Source organism: Novosphingobium sp. FG90 (genome assembly GCF_057808725.1).
Window position 1 is genome coordinate 1 of the sequence record NZ_JBMDIO010000054.1, and the last position, 24,209, is coordinate 24,209.

Genomic DNA, 24,209 nt, shown 5'->3' on the forward strand with positions numbered 1-24,209 from the left:
CTCGCCCTCGCCCTCGCCCTCGCCCTCGCCCTCGCCCTCGCCCTCGCCCTCGCCCGAGAAATGCATCAAGGTTAGCTAGGTCAACCGAAACCGACCTGAGATTGACCTGCAAGGATTCAGACCGCTGACGGGGTAGCATCCAACCGCCAAGTCGAACTTGGCATCGGAACTGTTATTACCAAAACGCCGGACGACATCCCGGTGCGCCGTATCTGCGCCGGCAGGTGTGCCGAGAGGCAGCGAAAAAAGGCAGGCGCGCGGAGGGCAGGGCAGGGCAGGGGCGGTCAAGTGCCAGGCAGTATGGTCCTCACCGTTCGTCCCAAACGGGTTCATCGCACGGACCGCCGGGCCGACCGCAAGCGTCCCCAGCAAGGAACGGCAGCATCGCAGCCCGTACAAGATGGCACACTCGCGTTCCCAATATACCGTGCACCGCCAACCTTGGACGTTTTATTGGTGGGCAGAAGCCGTCTGGCTGCGGAGGAAGGCGCTGGCCTGCGTTCTTAAAGTACCGAACAGAGCACGAGATTTCGCATTTTTTCCGGTTCGACGTCGTCTGCCGACATGCAAGACCATGTCCCTCCGGCTCCCGAGACGTCCTGACAGAGCAGCTGTGGCGGGGTCTTCAAGGTGCGTTCCTGAAGTCCCGAACCCCATGAGAGCGCTCGGCAGGCCAATGTGCAGTCGCGATGTGCCTCGGGACGGATGCATGGGACGAGGATTCCACCACCTCGGGCGGCGAAAAACAGCCGAGATTGCGAGGTTCAGGAGCTGGATTTCGGCTCGTAAAAGATATTTTACGAGCCTCTGGGCGCCACTCGAGAGATAGTCACACACGGTACAACGGGAACGCGAGATCAGGCTGGTCATTCGGCGAACCGCGGTACTTCGGGAACGCCAGCTCGGTACTTCAGGAACCGAAACACGGGAGATCGGGAACGCTCGATTGGGTACTTCAGGAACGATTCAACGGTATTTCAGGAACAGGGGGATCGCCGCGACTCAGGGTGAAATCGCGAGTCGCAGGGAGAGCGAGCGCCCGGTAACTTTCTATCCTTATTTCTAAAGGAACTAACGGTGCCTTCGGCACAATCCTCTCCTTTTGAATGAATGGGATATAGTAGCAGGACTGCAGCCCATCGGATGCCAATTCCCCAGAGCTTCTTTCCATTACCCTCAAGGCTAACTACTCCATGACCGCAAAACACGCTGCCCGCGAGATTACAGCTTTCCTTGCCGGTGACAGGGCCGAGACCCTTTGTGTGATGGGTCCGTTGGGTGTCGGCAAAACGTTTGCGTGGAAGCAGTACCTTGCAGAGACCGCGCTGAAATCACCTATCACCCGCAACTACGCCTACGCCTCCCTCTTCGGGCTCAATTCCCTGGATGAGCTCAGGCACGCCATCTATGAGAACACGGTGCCTGCGAGCAACGCTGGCGCTACAGCCACCTGGGATACGCTCGCGTCTGTGTGGGCGAATGCGAAAACTGGCGTGCGCAAGGTTCGGAGTGCATTGGGCGTTGCCTCTGGCATGCTGACGATCGCTGGGGTGAACTTCGGAGCAGTTGGCGACCTCATTGCCCGATCATCGTTTCTGCTCGTTCGCGATCAGATAATCTGTCTTGATGATCTGGAGAGGGCAGGGGAGGGCCTTGCGGCGAAGGATGTCCTCGGGCTGATTTCCTTCCTAAAGGAAGAGCGAAACTGCAGTGTGGCTCTCCTCCTCAACGACGGGGCACTGAAGCCTTGCGAGCGTGAGGATATGCAACGGCTCCTGAAAAAAGGTTATCGATGTCGCGTTGGCATTTGTCCCGACGCCGGCCGAGGCCGCCCGGATAGCCTTGAAGGACGGCGCCGATGGCGTTGCCCAGCTGCGCTATCACGTGGAAGCCCTCGAGATCACGAACATCCGCGTGATCCGCAAGATCGGCGTACTGACCGGGAACGTTCTCGAGATACTGGCCGGCAAGCCGAAGGAGATTGTCGACAGGGCCATCACCTCGGTCGCACTGGCGGGATGGTCGGTATTCGAACCCGATCGAGCGCCGTCGCCAGAAAATCTAAAATCCTTCGACCCGCTTGTGGACGAGCTCGTACGCGAGCCAGGCGATGGCGGCGCAGGTGCAGCGCAGAAAACATCACCTGGCGCCGGCAGCTGGCTCGCCTGGGGTTCTCCTACCAGGACGAACTGGACGGCATCATCTTTGATGGTGCCGCTCGGGGGTACTTCGATGAAGATGCTATCCTCACGCTCGTCGGTGAACTGGAAGGCGAGCTCAAGGGACATGTCGCGAGCCGAGAGCTATTCTCGGGCTTGGGATGACTACTGGGGGTCCTTTGCTGGCGACGAGGCCAAGGTGGTCGAGCGTATCCTTGAAGCAGCGCGGGAGAACCTCGACGCAATCGACCCGCCCAGTCTCAATGCAGCGGTGAGACTGCTGCGGGATGTAGAACGGGGCGAGGATGCTTCGATCCTTATCGCGGACTACGCAGCGAAAAGGCAGGGCAATCATCTTGATTTCACCGTCGGTCCGACATCGGAATTCGCGAAGGGCAATGTGGACCCGGAGTTGGGAAATGCTTTCGAGCAGATACTCGCCATGCCCGTCGATAGGCGGTCGGCTCTGGAGGTGTTTCAGACGATTGCGCGCGAGAACCGTTGGACGTCGACCAATATGACTTTGCTGTCTCGTCAGACGCCGATCGAACTCGAGCAGATCATCGAGGCGGCCAGTGGCCCGGATTTGAAGAAGATCGTTCAGGTTACCTTGAGCATGATGTCGTCAACCGACGATGAGCATGCCGAACTGCGAAGCAAGCTGCGAACAGCCCTGTAAGCAACTTTTGCACGATCGACATTGCGGGCAAGGCGGCTGCGCGTATGGGGCTTTACGCCAGCCAGCTCGAGTGCGCCGACTGACGAACAACACCTGCCGCTTTGGTCGATGACAGGGCCTCCTGACGTTGGGGTGGTGGAACAAATAGAGAAACAGCTCTATTTTGCCCTCAGGAGCCCTCTGAGTGCCTTGCGGTGTAACGGGTAACTCGGGGCCATCAAGTCACCCAAATGGCCGCCAGGGGGCTTCACAGGGAAGGTGCGGGTTAGGCAAAAAGGTGCCAAAATCGTGTCGGAACCCGGACAAGATCCAAGATCACCCGAATAGCAGATTTCCTTCGCGCGCGCCCTTTGAACGGGAGAGCAAATGCATGCATTGCTCGGGCCTCAGCCATGGAGGATAAAGGCCAACCGCAACGGTCAGACTTCGGAACGAATGATTTGGCTCTGATGCTCACGGGATCCGACTGAAGTTCATCGGGGGGTACCGCTTATCCCATTCGAACTGCTCTCTAGAGCCCGCACAGCAGCCTGATGTTGGTTCCGGCATTCTAAGCCTGCAGCGGGCGTAACGGTCGAGCATCCTGCGCAACAGGTAAAACCCTTCCGTGTTGCGCCAGAGGTTTCATGCGTGGGGCGGGCAATGGCCGAAACGATGCCTGCGTGATCACGCCGCGCTGTGCCTCGCCCAATGTAGTCCCGAGCTAACGCAGATCTTTCATGGGACGGGTCGTGGCGCGACGTTCAGCTTCTGCCAAAGCTGCGCCTTCGTGCAGCGGGGGCCGGCGCCATACTCGGGCCAGTGGGGAAGCCAGGCCGACAGGAATTACCATCTTTTGGGACGATAGCCGACAGTGCTGCGCACTTAGCCAATTCCATCTGCGAGGAACCACCCGGGATTGACGCTGTCGCGCACCTATGAGGGGAAGGGTGGGGATGACAGCCGCACACGGTTCGCTTGCACCCCAGAAGCGCGCCATTTCATAGCTTGATGATAACTGAACGTCAAATAGCTATACATCTGCCTGCACTACTTTCTAACGAACCTGCGATAATTGCAGTTATCATATAAGCGGATTTGACGCCTTTCTATAAGGTGGGTATGTGCATCCCGGCGGAGGGCAGGGCATTTGGACACTGAAAAGACGATATTCTGGTCATGGCAGAGCGATTTTGATGGGCGCGTGACGCGTGAGGCTATCTATGGGGTCGAACCGCACAGCTTCGACCAGATTGTCGCGCTGTCCAGATGAGCCTCCCAGCGCCCATCAGCAGCCGGCGAGGCCGACAGGCCGTCGACCTCGCCTGGGAGGTGACCAAGCTGAACTGTCGATCGCCAATCACGATCAACGCCGAGCTGATCGCCGCCTATCAGGCGGCATCCTCGCCGCATTCCCTGCGCGCGCTTGCCAGCGACATCGAGGCGTTCGACCATTGGTGCCGCCGAAACGGGCGCGTGACCTCGCCGGCGACTCCCGAGACGGTCGCCGACTATCTCGATGCCCGGGCAGGGCAGGGGGCGAAACCCGCCTCGCTCGGTCGCTACAAGGCGTCGATCGCCAAGATCCACCAGCTGCTCGACATCAAGGATCCCACCCAGGCCGAGCTGGTCAAGCTGCGGCTCCGCGCGATCCGCCGGGAGAAGGGCAGCACGCAAGCCCAGGCGCGGCCGCTGCGGTTCAAGGGGCCGGTGCGCAATGTCGAGCGGGACGCACCCCGGGGGCTTAATGTGCGGGGGCTGCTTGAGGCCTGCGCGGATGATTTGCCGGGGCTCAGGGATCGGGCTTTGCTGTCGGTCGCCTACGACACGGGCTTGCGCGCCTCCGAGCTGGTCGCGGTCGAGGTCGAGCACATTGTGGACGCCATCGATCCCGAGGCGCGGCTGCTGACGATTTCGCGCAGCAAGGGCGATCAGGAGGGAAAGGGCGCGACCGCGTTCCTCAGCCCGCGCTCGGTGCGGGCGATCGCCGCCTGGACTGCGGCTGCCGACATCGAGGAGGGACCGCTGTTTCGCCGGGTGCAGGTGCGCCGCTACAAGGCGCGGGCCGCGGTCAAGGGGCGGCGGATCGAGACGATTTCTGGCCGCGAAAGCTGGGATCTGCGCAAGACATTGCCGAAGTCGGTGGTGCCGGCGCGCACCGAATATGATGTGGGAGAGGGGGCGTTGCACCCGGGTTCGATCGGGCCGATCTGGCGGGCAATGATCCGGCGCGCCTTCGACAAGGGCGCGCTGAGCGACCTCACCGCCGATGATCTGGCGCAGTTGCTCAAGGGCGTGAGCGCGCATTCGACGCGGGTGGGCTTGAACCAGGATCTGTTTGCGAGCGGCGAGGATCTGGCGGGGATCATGGATGCGCTACGCTGGAAGAGTCCCCGGATGCCGCTCGCCTATAATCGCAATCTGGCGGCAGAGCAGGGTGCCGCCGGCCGCTTGATCGCGAAAATCGGGTGATTAGATCTTGAGCTGCGCACAATTAGGTATTTGTGACGGTGTTTGAAAATTCCGAGTGCGCCAGATCACGCGGATTAGCGTTCCAGCGAATGTCCTACGGAATCGGAAAAGAAAACCCGCCCGTCTTTTGACGGGCGGGCAAGGAAAGGTGTCTACGTCTTACCGAGACTCCTTCGGGTCGCTGGCTGATGCTATGCCTTCGTGTTTCGGATTCAAGGCTAAACTAGCGGGGCTGAGCAGTTTCTCAGGCTGTGTACATCGCCGCGACCGACGACCTGGAAATATGCGCTAGCCTTGCGTTTATGCGCAATCATGATCGATGTATTATATATACATGATTGGAGCGCGAGTCGTGGACGGTGTCTCGAAAATCAGAGAAGAAGAGCTGACTCCTTTGGTGGAGGAATTTTACGCGCGGGTCCGCGCCGATCCCGCGCTTGGGCCGATTTTCAACGATGCGATCGATGACTGGCCGGAGCATCTTGGGAAGCTGACTGCGTTCTGGTCCTCCGTCATGCTCACCAGTGGCCGATACAAGGGGCAACCGGTGCCGGCCCATTTGAAGCATAAGGCCAGGATAACGCCCGCGCTGTTCGAGCGCTGGCTCGCACTCTGGGTTCAAACGACCAATGACAGGATGACGCCCGAAGCGGCAGCGGCGCTACAAGCGAAGGCGCGGCGCATCGCCGAGAGCCTGCAACTGGCGATGTTCTTCCAACTGGAGGAACGGAGTGCTGCATCGGTCGCCAACGCGGAACGTAAGGATGCCATCGAGCGACCAGGGCAAACCCATGGCTGAAATCTTGCCTTACCGTTCCACGCCGGTGTTCAACCAGGACACTCTGCCGGCTGCCTTGCGCGCGCGACATGACACGAAGGCTGGTGTTTGGGGCGTGATCCGGGTTTTGGAGGGCGAACTCCGGCTAACCTACCTCGAGCCACCTTCGGAGATCGTCCTGACGCCTGACCAGCCTGGCTTGATTCTCCCTCAGCAACCGCATTTCGTAACGCCGACAGGGCCGATGAAGATGCAGGTGGATTTTTACGATCACATTCCCAAGCTCTGACATTCCGGGATTTTCAACGCATTCAAAAAGGAGAAGTTGATGACGCAGCCCCTCAGCGATCAGACCATTGCGCTCGTCAAGGCGACCGTCCCCGCGCTCGAAGCGCATGGCCTCGACATCGTGAACGAGATGTATTCCCGGATGTTCCAGAACCCGAACATTCGCGACCTTTTCAACCAATCGCACCATGGTGATGCCGGTTCGCAGCCGCGGGCGCTGACCGGCGCCATTCTCGCCTATGCGAGCAACATCGAAAATCTCGGTGCGCTTGCCCCGGCGGTCGAGCGGATCGCGCAGAAGCATGTTGGCCTGCAAATTCTGCCCGAACATTATCCGCACGTTGCCGAGGCGCTCCTGGGGGCGATCAAGGCGGTGCTGGGGGATGCGGCCACCGATGAGATTCTCGCTGCCTGGGGCGAAGCCTACTGGTTCCTGGCCAACATCCTGATCGCCCGCGAGCAGCGAGTCTACTCAGAACAGAAGGATGCGACCGGCGGATGGAATGGCTGGCGCGATTTTCGCGTCGAGGACGTCGTGCGTGAGAGCAGCGTCATCAATTCCTTCGTTCTGCGCCCCGTTGATGGCGGGGCCGTCATGCGGCACAAGCCCGGGCAATATCTGACCTTCTGGCTTGAAATTCCGGGACATCCGCCAGTCAAGCGCAACTATTCGATTTCAGCAGCCCCCAACGGCGAAACCTATCGCATTTCGGTCAAGCGTGAGCCGCTTGGTCTTGCGTCAGGCTGGCTTCATGATGAAGCCAAGCCGGGCACGGTGCTCAAAGTTGCCGCGCCTGCAGGCGAATTCTTCCTGGCAGCGCATGTCGAACGCCCGGTGATCCTCCTGTCGGGCGGCGTGGGGCTGACCCCGATGGTGGCCATGCTCGAAACGCTTGCTGAGGGCGAGGCGGGAGTCCCCGTGCACTATGTCCACGGAACTCATGACCGCGATACCCACGCAATGCGTGATCATGTTCGCGCTGTCGCTGGGCGGGGCAAGTCAATCACCGTCACCGATTTTCATCAGACCCCGCTCGAAGATGAAGTCGCAGGACGGGATTATGACGTCGCCGGCATCATTACCGATGAATGGCTGGTCGCCAACACGCCTGTAGGTGAGGCCGATTACTATATCTGCGGACCACGCCCGTTTCTGCGGCACGCCGTCTCGACCTTGTCGCTGGCTGGCGTCCCATCCGACCGCATTCATTACGAATTCTTCGGTCCGGCGGACGAATTGCTCGCCGCCTGACTGAGCGCGGAGAAGGGCGACATCGCCCTTCTCCGCGTCTACTCAAACCGCCATGTCGGGGGCGTCACATAAAACGGGCACAGATATACGCTCTCATGACTGCCATCCGAGACGCTGGCCGAGTTTACTCCTTCGCTGGCCTCGAGACCAGCGGTCGCATTGACCTTGGCGGGTGTGCCGCGGGCGCCTGATCGACGACGATTGATCATGCTCTCATCCGCGGGTTGATTACCGCACTACCCGTATCCGTCGCTGGGCCTATCCTCCGTCTAAGTTCGGGCGTCGGACGAACCTGCCCCACCGTACACCGTGGATTGCCCATCACAGTCGGGTGCCCGCGGCACGCCGGCCAAGGCTATGCAGTTGGCGCGCTGGCGCCTCCTCTCGTTAATGTCGTGGGTGGATCAGCCGGCTATCGCCGGCGACACCCGACGGGCGATGTCCCAGGCATAGCCGACCAGTTCACGCGCGATCGCGGTGGTCACCTTGGGCTGAGGCTTGCCCGTGGCCGCCAGGCGACGGTAGCGCTGGCAATGGTTCCGTTCAGCGAGCCCGAGCTGATCGCCCAGGAGATCATGCGTCTCGTCGATCGATCCCGCGCCGAAGCAAGGACAAGCCTATGACGGATATCCAGCGGCTCCCGCTTCTTCGTCTCTGCGGTATCGCGGGCGTGATCGGCGCGATCCTCTGGACGCTTGGCGACGCGCTGATCATCGGGGCTAGGGCAAGTCCCGACGACTATCCGCTGATCCTGAAGACCTATGCCGATCGCATCCAGTTCGACGGTGTCGCGCTGATGCTTCCATCCTCCGAGGCGCGGCTCGCCGCGGGCGCGCTGGTGGCCGATGCCGGCATCGTCTTCTATCTCGCGGGCTGCTGGCATCTGCTCGAAGGGCTGCGTCCGGCGATGGGCTGGTGGCGCTGGCTGACCTTCGTCCTGCTGGTCGCCGGCAACGCCTGGTCTCCGCTCGGCCATGCGGGCTTCTACTATGTCGGCATGGCCTACAAGACGATCCTCGAAACGCCGGCCGCGGCCCATGGCGCGCTGCTCGATCTCGGCCAGCACTTCTACCATGTCCTGCTCATCGCCTGGTTGATGCCGATCGTGACGCTGGGCCTGGCGCTGCTGCTCCTCGGGATCGTCATCGCGCTGGGCCGCACCGCCTGGCCACGCTGGTTCGCAGCGCTGGCCAATCCCGTCTCGCTGGTCGCGATCGGCATGCTGATCGCGCGCATCCTGCCCGAGCCGGCGCACACCTGGCTTGACGGCGCCGCGTTCAACCTCGGCTGGCTCGTTGTCTATGCCGTCTCGACGGCGCTGCTCTGGAATGGTGGCCGTTCGCCGGTCGCATCACGGGACGAAGCAGCATGACCGAAGCTGCGACAGCGACAGGCGACGAACAAGTGGGGGAGGAAGCATCAGGCGCTTTCAGCATGAAGCCACTGATGTTCGAGACCTTCGTCTGCTCGATGGCGATGATGTCGTTCGTGGCGCTCGCGGGCCCCATCGCGCGCGTGCTTGGCCTCGAGCCATGGCAGGTCGGCGGGGCGATGACCGCGTCGGGCATCGCCTGGATGATCATGGCGCGGTTCTGGGGCGGCCTTAGCGATCGGCGCGGCGCTCGTCGCTTGACGGCTTGATTGGATCGGGGGCGCCGCGATCAAGCGTTACCGCTCGGTTAGAGAATGGGATGACCAAATTATCGCTGCAACTTTGCCATCGCTTCCACTTCGATGGTTGTAAGCTCGTCGATTGTCAGGTCGAGCGCAGAGCGCTGCGTCTTCAAGTCGACCAACCTTTCCCGGATGCGGGCAATCAATCGCTCCATTTGCTCCTTATGCTCGGGATCGGCATCGTAGAGATCGAGAAACTCCTTGATTTCCTTGATGGAGAAGCCAAGGCGTTTGCCGCGCAAAATCAGCTGTATGCGTCCGATCTCACGCCTGGAATATGCCCGGGTACTGCCTACCCGTTGAGGGGCGATAAGCCCCTCCTTTTCGTAGAAGCGTAGCGTGCGAAGTGTCAGTCCGAGTTCCTGAGCGACATCCTGGATGCCGTACACTTGTAAATCCGCATCCTTTGCGCGGGTTCTCCCCTTGTGCGTGGGGTTGTCGCGATCCGCGTCCTTAAGCGTTTCATCGTCCTCGGCGAGGTGGAGCGAGTTCCCCATGCCATCCACTCCCTGTCCTCCAATCACGGCTACCCTACCACTCAAGCGCATAAGCCTCGTAGCTTGACAGGGGATAGAGGCTCAGGCGAGCTTTTTGTTCTCCTCCTCGATCAAATCCTTCTTCGAAAGTTTGCCGATCAACGTCTTGGGCAGGCTGTCCCGGAATGCGAAGGCCTTGGGCATCTCGATCTTGCTGAGGCGATCCTGCAAAAAGACCTTGAGTTCATCGACGGTCAGGTTCGATCCCTCGTGCAGCGCGATGAACAACTTGGGAGATTGACCTCTGTAGGCGTCAGGAATCGCGATTGCGATCGCCTCCTTTACCGCCGGGTGCTGGTAGGCCGCATCCTCGATGATCCGGGGATATACATTATATCCGCCACAGAAGATGATGTCCTTGATGCGGTCGACGAGGAAGAGATAGCCATCCTCATCAAAATAGCCGATATCGCCGGTTCGTAGCGCGCCATCGACGAAGACAGCACTGGTTTCTGCAGGGCGCTGCCAATAGCCCTTCATCACCTGAGGGCCGCGGGCGCACACTTCTCCGCGTTCTCCCTGGGGAAGAACCCGCGAGGGATTCTCCGGATCTCGGATCTCGATGATGGTGCCGGGGAAACTTGGGCCGCAGCTATTGTCCTTCACCGTCCCAAACAACGGGTTGCAGGCGATGATCGGGGCGGTTTCGGAGAGCCCATATCCTTCCACGACCCTGGCACGCGTGCGTGCCTCGAACTCCTCGCGTACCTCGAGCGGGAGCGGTGCGCCGCCGGATATACAGGCGCGCACGGCCGAGAGATCGGGTATCTCGTCGTCCGGAAGCGCGTTCAGGGCAACATAGATCGTAGGCACGCCGAAGAACTGTGTCGGCGGCTTGCGCTTCATCGTGTTGAGAACCTGCTTCATCTCAAACCGTGGCAGCAGGACGATTTCGGCGCCGATTTCGACTGAGAAGTTGAGCACCGTCGTGAGTGCGAAGACGTGAAACATGGGCAGGACGCCGAGAGTTCTCTCCTGCTGCGGGCGAAGTCCTCCCACATGCACCACCATCTGGGCGCTGTTCGCCGTGAGGTTGGCGTGGGTCAGCATTGCGCCCTTGGGCACGCCGGTTGTGCCTCCGGTATATTGAAGGACCGCGACATCATCAGGGTGACGTTCTACCGCGTCAGGTTCGGCATCATGGGCGAGAAGCGCCTTGAGCCGGACATGAAGGCCTTCGTCGAGTATCCGCGCGTGGTCTTTTCGCTTGAATAGCGCAAAGCCCAGGCCTTGCAGCCAGGGCAGCATATCCCTCATGCCGCACAACACGATCTTGTCCAGCCCGGCACGTGGCGCGACGGCTTGCACTTTCTCGTGGATTATCCGGACGTCCGGTACCGCCATCATGCGCGTTCCCGAGTCCCGGATCTGATGCTCCAGTTCGCGCTCCGTGTAGAGCGGGTTGAAGTTGACCACGATCGCACCCACGCGCAGCGCCGCGAAGTACAATATCGCGAAATAGGGGCAGTTCGGCAGGCACAGGCCGAACCGATCGCCCTTGCGCAGCCCCTGATCCTGCAATCCACGTGCTGCACGGCGAACGAGTTGCCCCACCTGCGCATAAGTCCAGGTTCGCCCGAGAAAGTCGATGGCGACGCGTTCGGGATAAAGGTTCAACGCATTGTCGAGGAGGTCGGTCAGGAGCCGTGGCGGAATTGCCGGTTCCGGTATCGACGGGAAGGCGCTGATGGCGGGCTGGGGCATGGCGATCTCCAGCATCAGAAGTGGAAACGTCCGCCGAGTGACAGCACGACGGCGTGCGCGTCCTCGAGCTTGCCGTCCATCAGGATCGGCGTCTGCACGGCCGTGCCGGCATAGGCCGCTGTCGTGCGATCAATAGTCGTATCCTTGAACGTAATATACGCTGCGCCCGCATCGAGCGTGAACCGGGAAGACACGGCATAGCTTGTGCCGGCAGCGAAATTCCAACGGTTGCTGTCAGGCACTCGAGCGTCCCGATTGCCGTTGCGCGTCGGGGTCTGGGCGTGTTGAACGCCGGCACGAACGGTCCAGGCTGGTGTGACCGCGTAATCGATGCCGCCTGCGAAGCTCCAAGTGTCCCGGTAATTTTCCGGGATTGAAACGTTGAGCGGCGCGCCGAGCCGGATAGCGTCGAATTTCGACCAACCCATGCGGGTCACCTGACCGTTGAGGGTGACCTTGGGCGACACCGCCACGCGCGCTCCGAAGATCGCCTGCCAGGGGGTCTCGAACGTGGCGTTTGCATTCACTACGCTGTTTTGCCCGGCGAGCGGACCAAGAAGACCGGTCGTCGTCACCGAACCGTCGAGATTATGCTTCACGCTCGACTTGTAGCTGGCGCCCAGTTGCATGGGGCCGGCGCGATATTGCAGCCCGGCCGACCAGCCAAGATCCCAACCATTGCCTTTCAGCTCCTGGTGGCCGTCGGCGAGAAGAGGCGATAGGTTCGGCAGATAGTTGGACAATGATGCGTCGGCATATTCGATATTAAGCGCGGCGCCGATGCTGAGATTTGGCGTAACGAGGTAGGCGATCGATGGCTGGATGTCGTATGTTCGCAGCTTGGTCTTGTCGGCGCTATACCGTGCCCAGCTGTCGGCATCATAATTGGTTGTGAAGCTATAAGGGGAGGCGACGGTCAGCCCCAAAGCGAGCCGTGATGTCAGGCCGACGGCTATCGCGCCGGAGGGTAGTACGCCATTATTGATCGGATCACGAGAGCGTTGGCTCCCGCCTACAGCCGCAGCCGACTGCCCGGGACGGACAATGAGCGTGTTGACATTGTCAACCGACCCTTTGGGAAGGATTACGCTTACGGCCTGGTGGGCATCGACTCCTTCCATGCCTGCGATCGCAGCCGGATTCCACCAGAGGGACTGTACGCCCTGGTCGGCGACCTCGCCCGAAAAGGCTCGTCCGGCACCTCTGGACGATTGTTCCTGAAGGTAAAAGGCCTGCGCGCTCGCGGCTTGCGGCGCGAGCAATCCAGCCGCCACGGCCGATGTTGCGATCCCAACTTTCCAATTTTTGCCTGCCACGCCCATCTCCCCTTTCGTGATTGTCAAATTCCTCGTGCTTATCGGAGGCGCGTCCATGTCTGCGTCTTGCACAGGGGCCAGACGATGCAGCCCTTGAGGCGCAAATGATCCCGATCGGCTAACGTGACCGTCGCGCTGTATGTACCGCCATCCTCAGCGTTGTAGATGGAACCACCCGACCAACTGCCCGACTTCCACGTAAAACCCTGCAGAATCTGCAATCCACGAAGCGGACGACCGCGCAACGCAGCGGTCTTGTTCTTTTCGTCACGTAGTTCGGGGTTGGCTTTGATCCCGTCGGAACTGATCAAGGCACCGCAGATCGATTGCCCGCAGCGGGTGATTTCCACGACGCCATGACGGCTCTCGGTTTGCCAGCGACCGACAACGGTGTCGGCGGGCAATGCAGTGCTCGAAGCCAGTAGTGTCAGAATGATCGACATTGTTCCTCTCCGCGCGCCTTCAGGCGACCGTCTGTTTCACGTCTGGAGCCAATATGCGGCAAATCAGCGTCCCATAACCATCTCAATGACGTATAGGTAAGTCAATAGCTCAATGCGTCATCAAAATGCCTATTAGGTTGTGTGCGAATTGGAGGGGTCAGGCGCTGCTGGCCCCGTCGTCAGGGTTCGGGCGTGTTCGTGTGTGACGCCGTCAAGCTATTGATCTGTGCGTGCCTTCAAGCAAGGAAAGATTGCGATAATTGCCCAGTTCCTGAATGCGCTGGATGGAACGCGACACTTCGCCGTCAGCCGCCCCGTTCGCGGCAACGACCAGGCGCCCGTAGCCGCCGGCGTGAATGCGAAAGTCGCTCCAGATCCGGACGCTATCCCCGATGATGCAGGAGACGAGATGGCCCGGATGGAAGTCGGCCCGATCGACAACCGGCTCGGCGTAGCTATCGTTCGCCACAACGACGATGTGGGTTGCGCGGATGACCAGGCCCGGCAGCGTTTCCATCCACTGCAAGGTATCACTGAAGGGGCCGACGTCGGGAGCAGACCAGAACTGCGCGTCCGCGCTGACCGAGGTTGACGTTAGCGTCGTGGTGACCGCTTCACTGTGCCTTTCCCAGGCCAGCCGCCCGTTGGCGGACCACTCCGTTTCCAGGTGGCGCAGGTTGCGATCGAGTCCAGAGGCACATCGCTGCTGCAGGATCAGCCATTCCTTCTCCCGGTCATTCTCATCGACCAGGCGAACCGTCTGAAATGCCATGGCGGGCAATTCGAGTGCAGGAAAACGGCGCAGATGCATTTCGCCGACGATCTGACGCCGGAGGGGATGCTCAGAAAATCGCATGTGTGCGCCTTCGAAAACAGGTGCAGTGGCGCTTGGGGAGAGGCGCAGCCGTCGATAAGACGGGCGCGAGCATCATCGCCGGGATGAGAGTGCGCGGTTTTTCACTGGCGAGCATCCGTACGTTCCTCGGCCAAGACCTCCGATATCAAGCCTCCCGGGAACCGGTGCATGACGATTCCCTCGACGGCGTGAGAAGAGTGCCAAAGATTTTAGTTGACGTAAACGTCATTTCACGCACCATTAGGTAATCAGATGTCCGATTCCCTGGAGAGGCTATCATCGATGCGTAATGTGGTTGTTGCGGGCTATGCCCGGTCCCCCTTTCACCTGGCAGGCAAGGGCGCGCTGGCGCGCGTCCGCCCTGACGATCTGGCCGCTCAGGTCATTCGCGGACTGATTCAGCAGACCGGCGTGAAGGCCGAAGATATCGAGGATATCGTGCTGGGCTGCGCTTTTCCTGAAGGCGAGCAGGGCTTCAACATCGCGCGCCTTATCGGTCTTCTCGCCGACCTGCCGCTCTCTGTCGGCGGCATGACCGTTAATCGCTTCTGCGGATCGTCGATGAGCTCGGTCCACATCGCTGCGGGCCAGATTCAGCTTGGCGCCGGCGAGGCCTTCATCTGCGCGGGCGTGGAGTCGATGAGCCGCGTGCCGATGATGGGGTTCAATCCGCTGCCGAACCCCGAGCTCGCGAAGAAGAGCGCCGCCTATATGGGCATGGGCGACACGGCGGAGAATATCGCGACCAAATATCAGATCACCCGTGCCCAGCAGGAAGCCTTTGCGGTCGCCAGTCAGGACAAGGCGGCCGCGGCTATCGCGTCCGGCAAGCTCGAGGCCGAGATCGTGCCGATCACGACCAAGGCGGGCGTGGTCGACAAGGATGGCACGCCGCGTGCCGGCACGACGACGGAAACCCTCGCCGGGCTGAAGCCGGCCTTCAGCCAGGACGGCACGGTAACGGCGGGAACGTCCTCGCCGCTGACCGATGGCGCAAGCGCAATCCTGGTCACGAGCGAGGATTATGCGCGCGCGCATGGACTGCCGATCCTTGCCCGCATCAAGTCGGTTGCTGTCTCTGGCTGCCAGCCGGAGATCATGGGCATCGGACCGGTCGAGGCCTCGCGCAAGGCGCTGCAGCGGGCGGGGCTCAGTGTGGACCAGCTTGACGTTGTCGAGCTCAACGAAGCCTTTGCGAGCCAGTCACTGGCCTGCATCAGCGACCTGGGGCTTGACCAGTCGAAGGTCAATCTGGACGGCGGCGCCATCGCGATAGGCCACCCTCTGGGGGCGACCGGTGCGCGGATCGTGGGCAAGGCCGCGGCTCTGCTGAAGCGCGAAGGCGGCAGCTATGCGCTTGCCACCCAGTGCATCGGCGGCGGTCAGGGCATCGCCACCGTGCTGGAGGCGGCGGAATGAGCGAGCAGGCCATCAAGCCAGTCGGCGCCCCGCCGGAAACCATCAAAAAGGTCTGCGTGATCGGCGCAGGCGTCATGGGCGCCGGCATCGCAGCGCAGGTCGCCAATGCCGGCGTGCCGGTGCTGCTGCTCGATATCGTGCCCAAGGAGGGCGGCGATCGTGACGCCGTGGCGAAGGGTGCGGTCGCGAAGATGCTGAAGACCGATCCGGCGCCCTTCATGTCGAAGGCTGCGGCGAAGCTCGTTGAAACGGGCAATATCGACGACCATCTCGAGCGGGTGGCCGAATGCGACTGGATCGTCGAGGCGATCGTCGAACGGCTCGACATCAAACAGGCGCTCTACGCCAAGCTCGAGCAGCTCAAGCGTCCGGGCACGGCGGTATCGTCCAATACCTCGACGATTCCGCTTGGCCATCTGGTCGAGGGGCGGGACGATCAGTTCAAACAGGACTTCCTGATCACCCATTTCTTCAATCCGCCGCGCTACATGCGGCTCATCGAAATCGTGACCGGCCCCGACACTGATACGGCTGTGGCGAGGCGCGTCTCGGATTTCGTCGATCGAAAGCTCGGCAAGCGCATCGTGCCGGCGCGGGACACGCCGGGCTTCATCGCCAATCGCATCGGTACCTACTGGCTGGCCGTCGCGATCAATGCCGCGATGGACCAGGGGCTGACGGTGGAGGAAGCCGACCAGATCGGCGGAAAGCCGATGGGCGTGCCCAAGACCGGCATTTTCGGCCTTGTCGATCTCGTTGGCGTCGACCTCATGCCGCTGCTCACGAAGAGCCTGTCCTCGACGCTGCCGGCAGGTGACGCCTATTTCGACACGGTGAGGCCGATGCCGCTCGTCGACAGGATGATCGCGGAAGGCTTTACCGGGCGGAAGGGCAAGGGCGGTTTCTACGCGTTCGACAAGGCGACGAAGACCAAGAAAGCGCTCGATCTCGCGACCGGCGAATATCGCGTATCGGTGAAGCCGGCTTCCTTGCCGGGCCGGGCCGAGAAGGACCTGGCAGCATTGGTTGCTGCGCCCGGCAAGGTCGGCGCCTATGCCTGGGAAATTCTCGGCAAGGTTCTTTCCTATGCCGCGAGTCTGGTCGGTGAAGCTGCGGACAACATCGTCGGCATCGATGACGCGATGAAGCTCGGCTACAACTGGAAGTTCGGGCCGTTCGAACTGATCGATCGCCTTGGGCCGGGCAAGCTCGCCGAACGGCTGGCCGCCGAGGGGCGGGATGTTCCCGCGATCCTCAAGGTAGCCGGAGATCGGCCTTTCTACCGGGTGCAGGACGGCCGTCGGCAATATCTCGATGCCGCCGGCGACTATCATGATGTCGTGCGGCCCGAGGGCGTGCTGCTGCTGGAAGACATCAAGCTCCATAGCCAGCCGATCCTCAAAAATGGTTCGGCGGCACTCTGGGATGTCGGCGACGGCGTTGCCTGCCTTGAGTTCACCGGCAAGATGAACGCGCTCGACGGCGATGTGATGAAGCTGATCGGTCAGGCGATCCCGGTCGTGCAGGACAAGTTCAAGGCGCTCGTCGTCTATAATGAGGGCAGCAATTTCTCCGCCGGCGCCAATCTCGGTCTTGCTCTGTTCGCACTGAACATCGCGGCATGGGGCGAGATCGAAAAGCTCGTCGCGGGCGGGCAGCAGGCCTACAAGGCGCTCAAATATGCGCTGTTCCCGGTCGTGAGCGCTCCGGCCGGCATGGCATTGGGCGGCGGTTGCGAGATCCTGCTCAACAGTGATGCCGTGCAGGCCCATGCCGAAAGCTATGTGGGTCTGGTCGAGTGCGGCGTGGGTCTGATCCCTGGCTGGGGCGGATGCGGTGAAATGATCGATCGCTGGCGCTCCAGTCCCGGCATGCCCAAGGGGCCGATGCCGGCCGTAGCCAAGGTCTTCGAGACGGTATCGACAGCCACTGTGGCAAAGTCGGCCGCCGAGGCGAAGGAGCATGGCTTCCTGCGTCCCTCGGACGGCATTACGATGAACCGGGACCGTCTGCTGGCGGACGCCAAGGCGAAGGCACTGGAACTGGCCGACGGTTACAAACCGCCTGTGGCTCCGGAATTCCGCTTGCCTGGCGCGGGAGGCAAGTCCGCTCTTTCGATGGCTGTCGAAGGCTTCCAGGCCCGTGGCCTCGCCACATCTTACGATGGTGTCGTATCCGGCGCGCTCGCCGACGTCCTGACGGGCGGCGAGAAGGATCTCATCGACATCGTGACCGAAGAGGATCTGCTGGCGCTCGAGCGCAAGGCCTTCATGCAACTGGTGCGCGACCCGCGGACCCAGGCGCGCGTCGAGCAGATGCTCGTCACCGGCAAGCCGCTGCGTAACTGATTGGCGGCCGGCGGCCGGATGGCCGACCGGTCAGGAGATATAAATATGCAAGTCTATGACGCCCCGTTGCGCGACATGCGCTTCGTGCTCAACGAACTCCATGCCGATGACGGCTTCGGGGATATTCCCGCGCTGTCGGAGTTCACACCGGATCTGACCGATGCCATCCTCGAGGAGGCGGCGCGCTTCTGTCGCGACGTCCTGTTGCCGATCAACCGGTCGGGCGACGAGGAGGGGTGTCATCTGGAAAACGGCGTTGTGCGGACGCCGGCGGGGTTCGCGCAAGCCTATAAGCAGTTCGCCGAAGGTGGCTGGACCGCGCTCGCATCCGATCCGGAATGGGGTGGGCAGGGGCTGCCGGAAGCGGTCAACAAGCTGGTCGAGGAGATGATCTGCTCGTCCAACCTCTCCTTCGGCCTCTACCCGGGCCTCACCCATGGTGCCACCACTGCGATCGAGGGCCATGGCAGTGACGCGCTCAAGCAGGCCTACCTGCCCAAGATGGTGAGCGGCCAGTGGTCCGGCACGATGTGCCTGACCGAGCCTCATTGCGGTACCGATCTCGGGCTCCTGCGCAGCCGCGCGGTCCCGCAGGGCGATGGCAGCTACAAGGTCACCGGCTCCAAGATCTTCATCTCCGCCGGTGAGCATGACCTGACCGAGAATATCATCCATCTCGTGCTCGCCCGCCTGCCCGACGCCCCCAAGGGCGTGAAGGGCATCAGCTTGTTTCTCGTCCCCAAATATCTGCCCAGGGAGGACGGTACTCCCGGTCAATCGAACGGCGTCGCCTGCGCCGCGATCGAGCACAAGATGGGTCTCAAGGCGTCGGCGACGTGCCAGATGAACTTCGATGATTCGATCGGCTGGATCGTCGGTGAGCCTGGCAAGGGCATGGCCGCCATGTTCACGATGATGAACACGGAGCGTGTCTCCGTCGGCATCCAGGGCCTGGGTGTGGGCGAGGCGGCGTATCAGGCGGCGGCCTGGTATGCGAAAGATCGTATTCAGGGTCGGGCGCTCTCGGGACCCAAATATCCCGATCAGGCAGCCGATCCGATCATCGTTCACCCCGATGTTCGCCGCATGTTGATGACGATGCGGGCTTATAATGAGGGATGCCGGGCGCTCTCGGCCTGGGTCTCGCGCGCCCTGGACGCGGAAAAACATTCTCCCGAACCCGAAGTGCGCCAGCGTGCGAGTGACTTCATTGCGCTCATGACCCCCGTCGTCAAAGCGCTCTTCACCGACCTTGCGTTCGACAGCGCGAACCTTGCGGTCCAATGCTATGGTGGCCACGGCTACATCCGCGAAAGCGGCGTCGAGCAATATGCCCGTGATGCCCGGATCACCATGATCTATGAGGGGACGAACGGCGTTCAGGCGCTCGATCTCGTCGGCCGCAAGCTCGGCGCCCATATGGGCCGCTATCTGCGCAGCTTCTTCCATCCGGTGTCGGCTTTCATCGAGGAAAACAACGTCGACGGACCGATGAAGCCGATGATCGAGGCGCTCGCCAAGGCGTTCGGGGCGCTGCAGCTTTCGACGGCCACGGTCGCGCAGCGGGCGCTCAAGGATCCCGAAGAGGCGGGCGCGGCGTCGGCGGACTATCTGCGTCTGATGGGCCTGGTGGCCATGGGCTATTGCTTTGCCAAGGCGACCAAGATCGCAGGCTTGCAGCTCTTCTTCGGCAGCGAGGACAAGCGCTTCTACGATGCCAAGATCAAGACGGCGACGTTCTTCTTCGAGCGTATCCTGCCTCAGGCGACCGCCAGCTTCCTGGCGATCAAGGCGGGCAAGAAGTCGCTGATGGCGCTGGAAGACGACGTGTTTTGACGCTTCCGGCAAGCCTCGAAAAGCGGCTGGCCATTCCAGCCATCGTTGCGCCGATGTTCCTTGTGTCGGGACCGGACCTTGTCGTCAGTTGCTGCGAGGCGGGACTGCTTGGTACTTTCCCGGCGCTCAACCAGCGCACCAGTCAAGGTTTCGGTGAATGGCTGGATGAAATCGAGGAGCGGCTGGCTCCCATGCCGGGAGCGGCGCCCTTCGGCGTCAACCTCATCGTCCATAAGAGCAATCCGAGGCTCGACGCCGATCTGGAACTGATCGTTCGGCACCATGTGCCATTGGTCATCACCTCGCTCGGCGCCATCGCGGATCTTGTCCAGGTGGTTCAGGGCTATGGCGGGCTGGTCTTTCACGACGTGACGAACGTGCGTCATGCGGAAAAGGCGCTCGAAGCTGGCGTCGACGGTCTGATCGCGGTCGCTGCCGGCGCGGGGGGACATGCCGGCACGATGAGCCCGTTCGCACTGGTTGACGAGATACGGCGCTTCTTCCAGGGGCCGCTGGCGCTTTCCGGCGCCATCACGCGCGGCCACCAGATCGCGGCCGCGCAGATGATGGGGGCCGATCTTGCCTATATCGGATCCCACTTCATCGCGTCGGAAGAGAGTCTCGCCTCGCCGGCACAGAAAGACATGGTGATCGGGGCCGGACCAGCGGATATCGTCTATACGGACCGGGTCACCGGCGTCGGGGCCAATTTTCTCCGGCCCTCGCTGGAAGCCGCGACTCTCCCTGAGCCACATGGCGCGCTTTCGGTTTCGGAGGAGGCCAAGGCCTGGAAGACGATCTGGTCGGCAGGCCACGGTGTCGGCGCTACCACTGCCGTCCAACCGGCCCGATCCATCTGTGAGAGACTCATTGCCGAATATCAGGCGGCATTACAATCAGAGTAGGATTGATCCATGAAGGTGCTTGTGCCCGTCAAGCGGGTTATCGATTATAATGTGAAACCGCGCGTGAAGGCGGATGGGACGGGCGTCGATTTGGCGAACGTGAAGATGTCGATGAACCCGTTCGACGAGATCGCCGTCGAAGAGGCTATCCGCCTCAAGGAAAAGGGAGTCGCGACCGAAATCGTGGTGGTGTCGATCGGCGTCGCCAAGGCGCAGGAAACGCTGCGCACCGCGCTCGCCATGGGGGCCGACCGCGCGATCCTCGTCCAGACTGACGATGAGGTCGAGCCGCTCGCCGTCGCCAAGATCCTGAAGGCCATCGCCACCGAGGAGGCTCCGGGCCTGGTGATCCTCGGCAAGCAGGCCATCGACGATGATGCCAATCAGACCGGCCAGATGCTGGCAGCCCTTCTCGGTTGGGGGCAGGGCACATTCGCCAGCAAGGTCGAAGTATCGGGCGAGACTGTCGCGGTGACCCGTGAGGTGGATGGCGGTCTGGAGACCGTAAGCCTCAAACTGCCGGCGATCGTGACGACCGATCTGCGTCTCAACGAACCGCGCTATGCGAGCCTGCCCAATATCATGAAGGCCAAATCCAAGCCGCTGGCGACGAAGACGCCGGCCGATCTCGGTGTTGAGATCGCCTCGCGCCTCAAGACGCTCAAGGTGACCGAACCCCCCAAGCGCTCGGCGGGCATCAAGGTGGCCGACGTCGATGAATTGGTCGCCAGGCTCAAGGAAATGGCGATTTGATAAACTTTCAAACGCGCCGAACTTGCCGAACCTCTCCCATGCAAGTGACGGCGCACCCCGCTTCATCCTGTGCGCACAGAGATGAAGCGGGGGCGGATTTCTCGGAGAATAAGTTATGAATACGCTCGTCTGGGTTGAACATGACAATGCGTCGGTCAAGGATGCGACGCTATCGGCCGTCACCGCCGCTGCCAAACTTGGTGAGGTCCATCTGCTGGTTGCCGGTGCGGGCATCGGCGGCGTGGCCGAGGCTGCTGCGAAGGTCGCGGGTGTCGCCAAAGTCGTAACGTTCGACGATGCGGCGTTCAAACACGCTTTGCCCGAGAATGTCGCGCCGGCCGTCGCGGACCTGATGCGCGGCTATGACGCGTTCGTGGCGCCTTCCACTTCGAATGGCAAGAACATCGCGCCGCGCGTGGCGGCCTTGCTTGATGTGATGCAGGTCAGCGACATCCTGTCGGTGGAAAGCGCTGACACGTTCACGCGTCCCATCTACGCGGGAAATGCGATCGCGACGGTCCAGTCGTCTGATGCAAAGAAGGTTATCACGGTGCGTGGCACAGCCTTCGAGAAGGCGGCCCGCGAGGGTGGCTCGGCCAGTATCGAGGCTGCGACGGGCACGGATGCGGGACTTTCCAGCTTCGTGGGTGCCGAGATCGCCCAGTCCGAGCGCCCGGAACTCACCTCGGCCAAAATCATCGTCTCGGGCGGGCGAGCGCTGGGCTCGGCCGGGCAGTTTCATGGCGTGATCGATCCGCTGGCCGACAAGCTGGGCGCGGGTGTGGGCGCAAGCCGCGCGGCGGTCGATGCTGGCTATGCGCCCAACGATTTTCAGGTCGGCCAGACCGGCAAGATCGTGGCGCCGGAAGTCTATGTCGCCGTCGGCATATCGGGTGCGATTCAGCACCTTGCTGGCATGAAGGATAGCAAGACCATCATCGCGATCAACAAGGATGAGGACGCGCCCATCTTCCAGGTCGCCGATATCGGCCTGGTCGGCGACCTCTTCAAGATCGTTCCTGAACTGACCGAAAAGCTTTGAGGTAAGCGATGACCGGTCTGGAAGAGATCGAACAGTTTATGGCGGCCGGCACCCGGCCGCCCATGATGGACCTGTTCGACATCGATCTGCTTGAGGCGGAGGAGGGGAAGGTCGTCTTTGTCGCGACGCCCACCTCGCAGACCTACAATTTCATGGGCATCGCCCATGGTGGCTATGCCGCGACGCTGCTGGATTCGGCCTGCGGCATCGCGGCGAACTCCGCGGCCCAAGTGCCCATCAACTGCGTCACGCTCGAACTCAAGGTCGCCTATCATGCGCCCTTGACCGACAGGGTCGGGATGGTCCGTGCAATCGGCCAGGTGGTGTCGATGGGCAAGAGGGTGGCGCATACCGAGGCGCGTCTGATCGACATGGCCGGCAAACTCTATGCCTCCGCGACATCGACCTTGCTGCTCGTCGATCGGACGGCCTGAACAGGAAAGAAGATATGGAAGTCGTTATCCCGCACAGCCTTGGTAAAATCGAAGCGAAGAGCAGGATCGAGGCCGGCCTGCCCAAGCTGGCAGCGCATATCCCGGGAGGCGGTTCGCTCAGTTCCGAGTGGGTATCGGACTACGCACTACACTTGGTCATCGGGGCGATGGGGCAGAATATCCCGGTGCAACTCGACATTGAGGATAGCGAGATTCGCGGCGACGTCAGCGTACCGCTGTTCCTCAAAATGATGTCAGGACAGATTTCGGATTTTGTGAAAACGAGCGCCGAGAAAATGCTCAGCAAGGCATGATGAATTTACTGGCCGCAGGACAATATCGTTGCTCTGCGATGATTGAGTTTACGAGAATCTGCCCTGTTTCCTAGCCGATAGTGTCCGCGCGAGGGCTTTGTGATGGAAGAAATCGCTCCCCGAGTTTTCAGGATCATTAGCCGTCAGCTCGGCGTCTATCCGGATCAGATTGCCCTTGCTTCGTCTTTCTACGATGACATCGGCGTGGATAGTCTCGATGTGCTGGAAGTTGTGATGGCGCTTGAAGACGAATTCGGACTCACTATCCCGGATGAAGCCGCCGGTGAGGTCAAAACAGTAGAGGATGCGGTCAAGCTGGTCGAAGCATGGATAGCCAAGTGAGATAAAACCCACGATCCTCTGAAACCGCAATTCACGACGACAATGAAATCTAGACAGCTCTTTGGTCGCCTGACGTATCACTTCCATGATCAAGGCTACCGTGATCGCGCATAGCCGCCATATGCTTTGCGCCAGAAACGGGATTTCATCTATCGCTTTGCCCACTCGATGACGGAATGGTGTTTCCGAAAAGAATATAGCGAACCATGTTATCTAATGACGAATCGCTGTCTTCTCACATTTGACGAACTGGCTGGTAACGTCGGAGCGGGAAGATGCATGAAAGAGGTAGATCATGCGATACCGTTCATTAGGCCTGGCTACAGTCTTGATTGTCACGAGCACCGCTTGGGCGCAGACGCCGTCGGATAACCAACATGCGCTGATCGGACCGCCCCAACTCCACGCCCTTCCCGTCACCGCTCCGACGCTCGTCGAGGCCTATGGTCCTGATCCTCTGCAGATCGGTGAACTGCGCTTGCCTGCAGGTCCTGGCCCGTTTCCCGTCGTCATGGTCATTCACGGTGGCTGCTGGACCAAAGGCTATGAGACACTGGCAGGCACGGCGCCGTTGGCGAGCGCCTTGACGGACAAGGGCGTGGCGACATGGAATATAGAGTATCGAGTCGTCTGTGAAAAGCGCTGAAGCCCGCAGGGAGGCGTGGGTTTTGGTGGATATG

At 61.2% G+C, this 24,209-nt stretch carries 22 protein-coding genes and 1 pseudogene; 17 read left to right on the top strand and 6 right to left on the bottom strand.

Annotated features, from left to right (window positions below):
* The first annotated feature begins 1,842 nt into the window (after nt 1-1,842).
* The 5 genes from ACODRZ_RS25145 (at nt 1,843) to hmpA (ending at nt 7,607) form a co-directional block, all read left to right on the top strand.
* The gene (locus tag ACODRZ_RS25145; protein WP_036530264.1) at nt 1,843-2,838 is read left to right on the top strand and encodes a hypothetical protein; all 996 of its coding nucleotides are present in this window, start codon (nt 1,843-1,845) and stop codon (nt 2,836-2,838) included.
* 1,248 nt (nt 2,839-4,086) lie between these two features.
* A complete protein-coding gene (locus tag ACODRZ_RS25150; RefSeq protein WP_036526778.1) occupies nt 4,087-5,289 on the top strand; it encodes a tyrosine-type recombinase/integrase in 1,203 nt (400 codons plus the stop codon).
* A 319-nt stretch (nt 5,290-5,608) separates the two neighbouring features.
* Complete coding sequence (locus tag ACODRZ_RS25155) at nt 5,609-6,088, top strand: group III truncated hemoglobin (protein ID WP_017503290.1); 480 nt, start codon at nt 5,609-5,611, stop codon at nt 6,086-6,088.
* Nucleotides 6,081-6,356 (top strand): TehB family protein, encoded by a 276-nt coding sequence (locus ACODRZ_RS25160; protein ID WP_004206958.1) that lies wholly within the window; start codon nt 6,081-6,083, stop codon nt 6,354-6,356. The genes ACODRZ_RS25155 and ACODRZ_RS25160 overlap by 8 nt, the downstream gene beginning before the upstream one ends.
* A 39-nt stretch (nt 6,357-6,395) precedes the next feature.
* Nucleotides 6,396-7,607 (top strand): NO-inducible flavohemoprotein, encoded by a 1,212-nt coding sequence (hmpA, locus tag ACODRZ_RS25165; protein WP_004206960.1) that lies wholly within the window; start codon nt 6,396-6,398, stop codon nt 7,605-7,607.
* 404 nt (nt 7,608-8,011) lie between these two features.
* Here hmpA and ACODRZ_RS25170 read toward each other — a convergent pair.
* A pseudogene (locus tag ACODRZ_RS25170) lies at nt 8,012-8,140 on the bottom strand (IS110 family transposase); the annotation flags it as partial.
* Nucleotides 8,141-8,226: 86 nt separating this feature from the next.
* Between ACODRZ_RS25170 and ACODRZ_RS25175 the strand changes: the two are divergent.
* Nucleotides 8,227-8,979 carry a DUF6796 family protein gene (locus tag ACODRZ_RS25175; RefSeq protein ID WP_004206961.1) on the top strand — a complete coding sequence of 251 codons (753 nt, stop codon included), beginning with the start codon at nt 8,227-8,229 and terminating at the stop codon, nt 8,977-8,979.
* Entirely contained in the window at nt 8,976-9,248 is a 273-nt protein-coding gene (locus ACODRZ_RS25180; RefSeq protein WP_017503288.1) for a hypothetical protein, read from the top strand. The genes ACODRZ_RS25175 and ACODRZ_RS25180 overlap by 4 nt, the downstream gene beginning before the upstream one ends.
* 59 nt (nt 9,249-9,307) lie before the next feature.
* Here ACODRZ_RS25180 and ACODRZ_RS25185 read toward each other — a convergent pair whose 3' ends face one another.
* The 5 genes from ACODRZ_RS25185 to ACODRZ_RS25205 all read right to left on the bottom strand — a co-directional run bounded on the left by ACODRZ_RS25185 (nt 9,308) and on the right by ACODRZ_RS25205 (nt 14,136).
* Nucleotides 9,308-9,778: a MerR family transcriptional regulator gene (locus tag ACODRZ_RS25185; protein WP_017503287.1), complete on the bottom strand. Its 471-nt coding sequence runs from the start codon at nt 9,776-9,778 to the stop codon at nt 9,308-9,310.
* An 81-nt stretch (nt 9,779-9,859) separates the two neighbouring features.
* On the bottom strand, nt 9,860-11,521 hold the full coding sequence (locus ACODRZ_RS25190) for a long-chain-fatty-acid--CoA ligase (protein ID WP_051035833.1): 1,662 nt from the start codon (nt 11,519-11,521) through the stop codon (nt 9,860-9,862).
* A gap of 14 nt (nt 11,522-11,535) precedes the next feature.
* Nucleotides 11,536-12,843, bottom strand: coding sequence for an OmpP1/FadL family transporter (locus ACODRZ_RS25195; RefSeq protein WP_036526777.1), 1,308 nt, complete (start codon nt 12,841-12,843; stop codon nt 11,536-11,538).
* A gap of 32 nt (nt 12,844-12,875) precedes the next feature.
* Complete coding sequence (locus tag ACODRZ_RS25200; RefSeq protein WP_026109759.1) at nt 12,876-13,280, bottom strand: DUF2147 domain-containing protein; 405 nt, start codon at nt 13,278-13,280, stop codon at nt 12,876-12,878.
* 211 nt (nt 13,281-13,491) lie between these two features.
* Nucleotides 13,492-14,136 (bottom strand): DUF3422 family protein, encoded by a 645-nt coding sequence (locus tag ACODRZ_RS25205; protein WP_026109760.1) that lies wholly within the window; start codon nt 14,134-14,136, stop codon nt 13,492-13,494.
* 282 nt (nt 14,137-14,418) lie between these two features.
* On the opposite strand from ACODRZ_RS25205, the gene ACODRZ_RS25210 reads away from it, so the two are divergent.
* The 10 genes from ACODRZ_RS25210 (at nt 14,419) to ACODRZ_RS25255 (ending at nt 24,175) form a co-directional block, all read left to right on the top strand.
* Nucleotides 14,419-15,555 (top strand): thiolase family protein, encoded by a 1,137-nt coding sequence (locus ACODRZ_RS25210; protein ID WP_103096771.1) that lies wholly within the window; start codon nt 14,419-14,421, stop codon nt 15,553-15,555.
* Nucleotides 15,552-17,903, top strand: coding sequence for a 3-hydroxyacyl-CoA dehydrogenase/enoyl-CoA hydratase family protein (locus ACODRZ_RS25215; protein ID WP_004206971.1), 2,352 nt, complete (start codon nt 15,552-15,554; stop codon nt 17,901-17,903). The genes ACODRZ_RS25210 and ACODRZ_RS25215 overlap by 4 nt, the downstream gene beginning before the upstream one ends.
* A 45-nt stretch (nt 17,904-17,948) precedes the next feature.
* Nucleotides 17,949-19,739, top strand: a complete 1,791-nt coding sequence (locus tag ACODRZ_RS25220) for an acyl-CoA dehydrogenase C-terminal domain-containing protein (protein WP_004206973.1) — start codon at nt 17,949-17,951, stop codon at nt 19,737-19,739.
* Nucleotides 19,736-20,644, top strand: a complete 909-nt coding sequence (locus tag ACODRZ_RS25225; RefSeq protein ID WP_017503706.1) for an NAD(P)H-dependent flavin oxidoreductase — start codon at nt 19,736-19,738, stop codon at nt 20,642-20,644. Before ACODRZ_RS25220 ends, ACODRZ_RS25225 begins: the two co-directional genes overlap by 4 nt.
* A gap of 9 nt (nt 20,645-20,653) precedes the next feature.
* Entirely contained in the window at nt 20,654-21,397 is a 744-nt protein-coding gene (locus ACODRZ_RS25230) for an electron transfer flavoprotein subunit beta/FixA family protein (RefSeq protein WP_004206977.1), read from the top strand.
* Between the two features lie 115 nt (nt 21,398-21,512).
* Nucleotides 21,513-22,439, top strand: coding sequence for an electron transfer flavoprotein subunit alpha/FixB family protein (locus ACODRZ_RS25235; RefSeq protein ID WP_004206978.1), 927 nt, complete (start codon nt 21,513-21,515; stop codon nt 22,437-22,439).
* Between the two features lie 8 nt (nt 22,440-22,447).
* Nucleotides 22,448-22,873 carry a PaaI family thioesterase gene (locus tag ACODRZ_RS25240; protein ID WP_103096772.1) on the top strand — a complete coding sequence of 142 codons (426 nt, stop codon included), beginning with the start codon at nt 22,448-22,450 and terminating at the stop codon, nt 22,871-22,873.
* A gap of 14 nt (nt 22,874-22,887) precedes the next feature.
* Nucleotides 22,888-23,187 (top strand): polyhydroxyalkanoic acid system family protein, encoded by a 300-nt coding sequence (locus ACODRZ_RS25245; RefSeq protein WP_004206980.1) that lies wholly within the window; start codon nt 22,888-22,890, stop codon nt 23,185-23,187.
* Nucleotides 23,188-23,289: 102 nt separating this feature from the next.
* Entirely contained in the window at nt 23,290-23,529 is a 240-nt protein-coding gene (gene acpP, locus ACODRZ_RS25250; protein ID WP_004206981.1) for an acyl carrier protein, read from the top strand.
* Nucleotides 23,530-23,824: 295 nt separating this feature from the next.
* Nucleotides 23,825-24,175 carry a hypothetical protein gene (locus tag ACODRZ_RS25255; RefSeq protein WP_488986286.1) on the top strand — a complete coding sequence of 117 codons (351 nt, stop codon included), beginning with the start codon at nt 23,825-23,827 and terminating at the stop codon, nt 24,173-24,175.
* Nucleotides 24,176-24,209: the final 34 nt, after the last annotated feature.

Bases quoted from the DNA above. Each gene is read 5' to 3' on its own strand.
- ACODRZ_RS25150 (WP_036526778.1), top strand. From the start codon at position 4,087: ATGAGCCTCCCAGCGCCCATCAGCAGCCGGCGAGGCCGACAGGCCGTC.
- ACODRZ_RS25155 (WP_017503290.1), top strand. From the start codon at position 5,609: ATGTATTATATATACATGATTGGAGCGCGAGTCGTGGACGGTGTCTCG.
- ACODRZ_RS25160 (WP_004206958.1), top strand. From the start codon at position 6,081: ATGGCTGAAATCTTGCCTTACCGTTCCACGCCGGTGTTCAACCAGGAC.
- hmpA (WP_004206960.1), top strand. From the start codon at position 6,396: ATGACGCAGCCCCTCAGCGATCAGACCATTGCGCTCGTCAAGGCGACC.
- ACODRZ_RS25175 (WP_004206961.1), top strand. From the start codon at position 8,227: ATGACGGATATCCAGCGGCTCCCGCTTCTTCGTCTCTGCGGTATCGCG.
- ACODRZ_RS25180 (WP_017503288.1), top strand. From the start codon at position 8,976: ATGACCGAAGCTGCGACAGCGACAGGCGACGAACAAGTGGGGGAGGAA.
- ACODRZ_RS25185 (WP_017503287.1), bottom strand. From the start codon at position 9,778: ATGGGGAACTCGCTCCACCTCGCCGAGGACGATGAAACGCTTAAGGAC.
- ACODRZ_RS25190 (WP_051035833.1), bottom strand. From the start codon at position 11,521: ATGCCCCAGCCCGCCATCAGCGCCTTCCCGTCGATACCGGAACCGGCA.
- ACODRZ_RS25195 (WP_036526777.1), bottom strand. From the start codon at position 12,843: ATGGGCGTGGCAGGCAAAAATTGGAAAGTTGGGATCGCAACATCGGCC.
- ACODRZ_RS25200 (WP_026109759.1), bottom strand. From the start codon at position 13,280: ATGTCGATCATTCTGACACTACTGGCTTCGAGCACTGCATTGCCCGCC.
- ACODRZ_RS25205 (WP_026109760.1), bottom strand. From the start codon at position 14,136: ATGCGATTTTCTGAGCATCCCCTCCGGCGTCAGATCGTCGGCGAAATG.
- ACODRZ_RS25210 (WP_103096771.1), top strand. From the start codon at position 14,419: ATGCGTAATGTGGTTGTTGCGGGCTATGCCCGGTCCCCCTTTCACCTG.
- ACODRZ_RS25215 (WP_004206971.1), top strand. From the start codon at position 15,552: ATGAGCGAGCAGGCCATCAAGCCAGTCGGCGCCCCGCCGGAAACCATC.
- ACODRZ_RS25220 (WP_004206973.1), top strand. From the start codon at position 17,949: ATGCAAGTCTATGACGCCCCGTTGCGCGACATGCGCTTCGTGCTCAAC.
- ACODRZ_RS25230 (WP_004206977.1), top strand. From the start codon at position 20,654: ATGAAGGTGCTTGTGCCCGTCAAGCGGGTTATCGATTATAATGTGAAA.
- ACODRZ_RS25235 (WP_004206978.1), top strand. From the start codon at position 21,513: ATGAATACGCTCGTCTGGGTTGAACATGACAATGCGTCGGTCAAGGAT.
- ACODRZ_RS25240 (WP_103096772.1), top strand. From the start codon at position 22,448: ATGACCGGTCTGGAAGAGATCGAACAGTTTATGGCGGCCGGCACCCGG.
- ACODRZ_RS25245 (WP_004206980.1), top strand. From the start codon at position 22,888: ATGGAAGTCGTTATCCCGCACAGCCTTGGTAAAATCGAAGCGAAGAGC.
- acpP (WP_004206981.1), top strand. From the start codon at position 23,290: ATGGAAGAAATCGCTCCCCGAGTTTTCAGGATCATTAGCCGTCAGCTC.
- ACODRZ_RS25255 (WP_488986286.1), top strand. From the start codon at position 23,825: ATGCGATACCGTTCATTAGGCCTGGCTACAGTCTTGATTGTCACGAGC.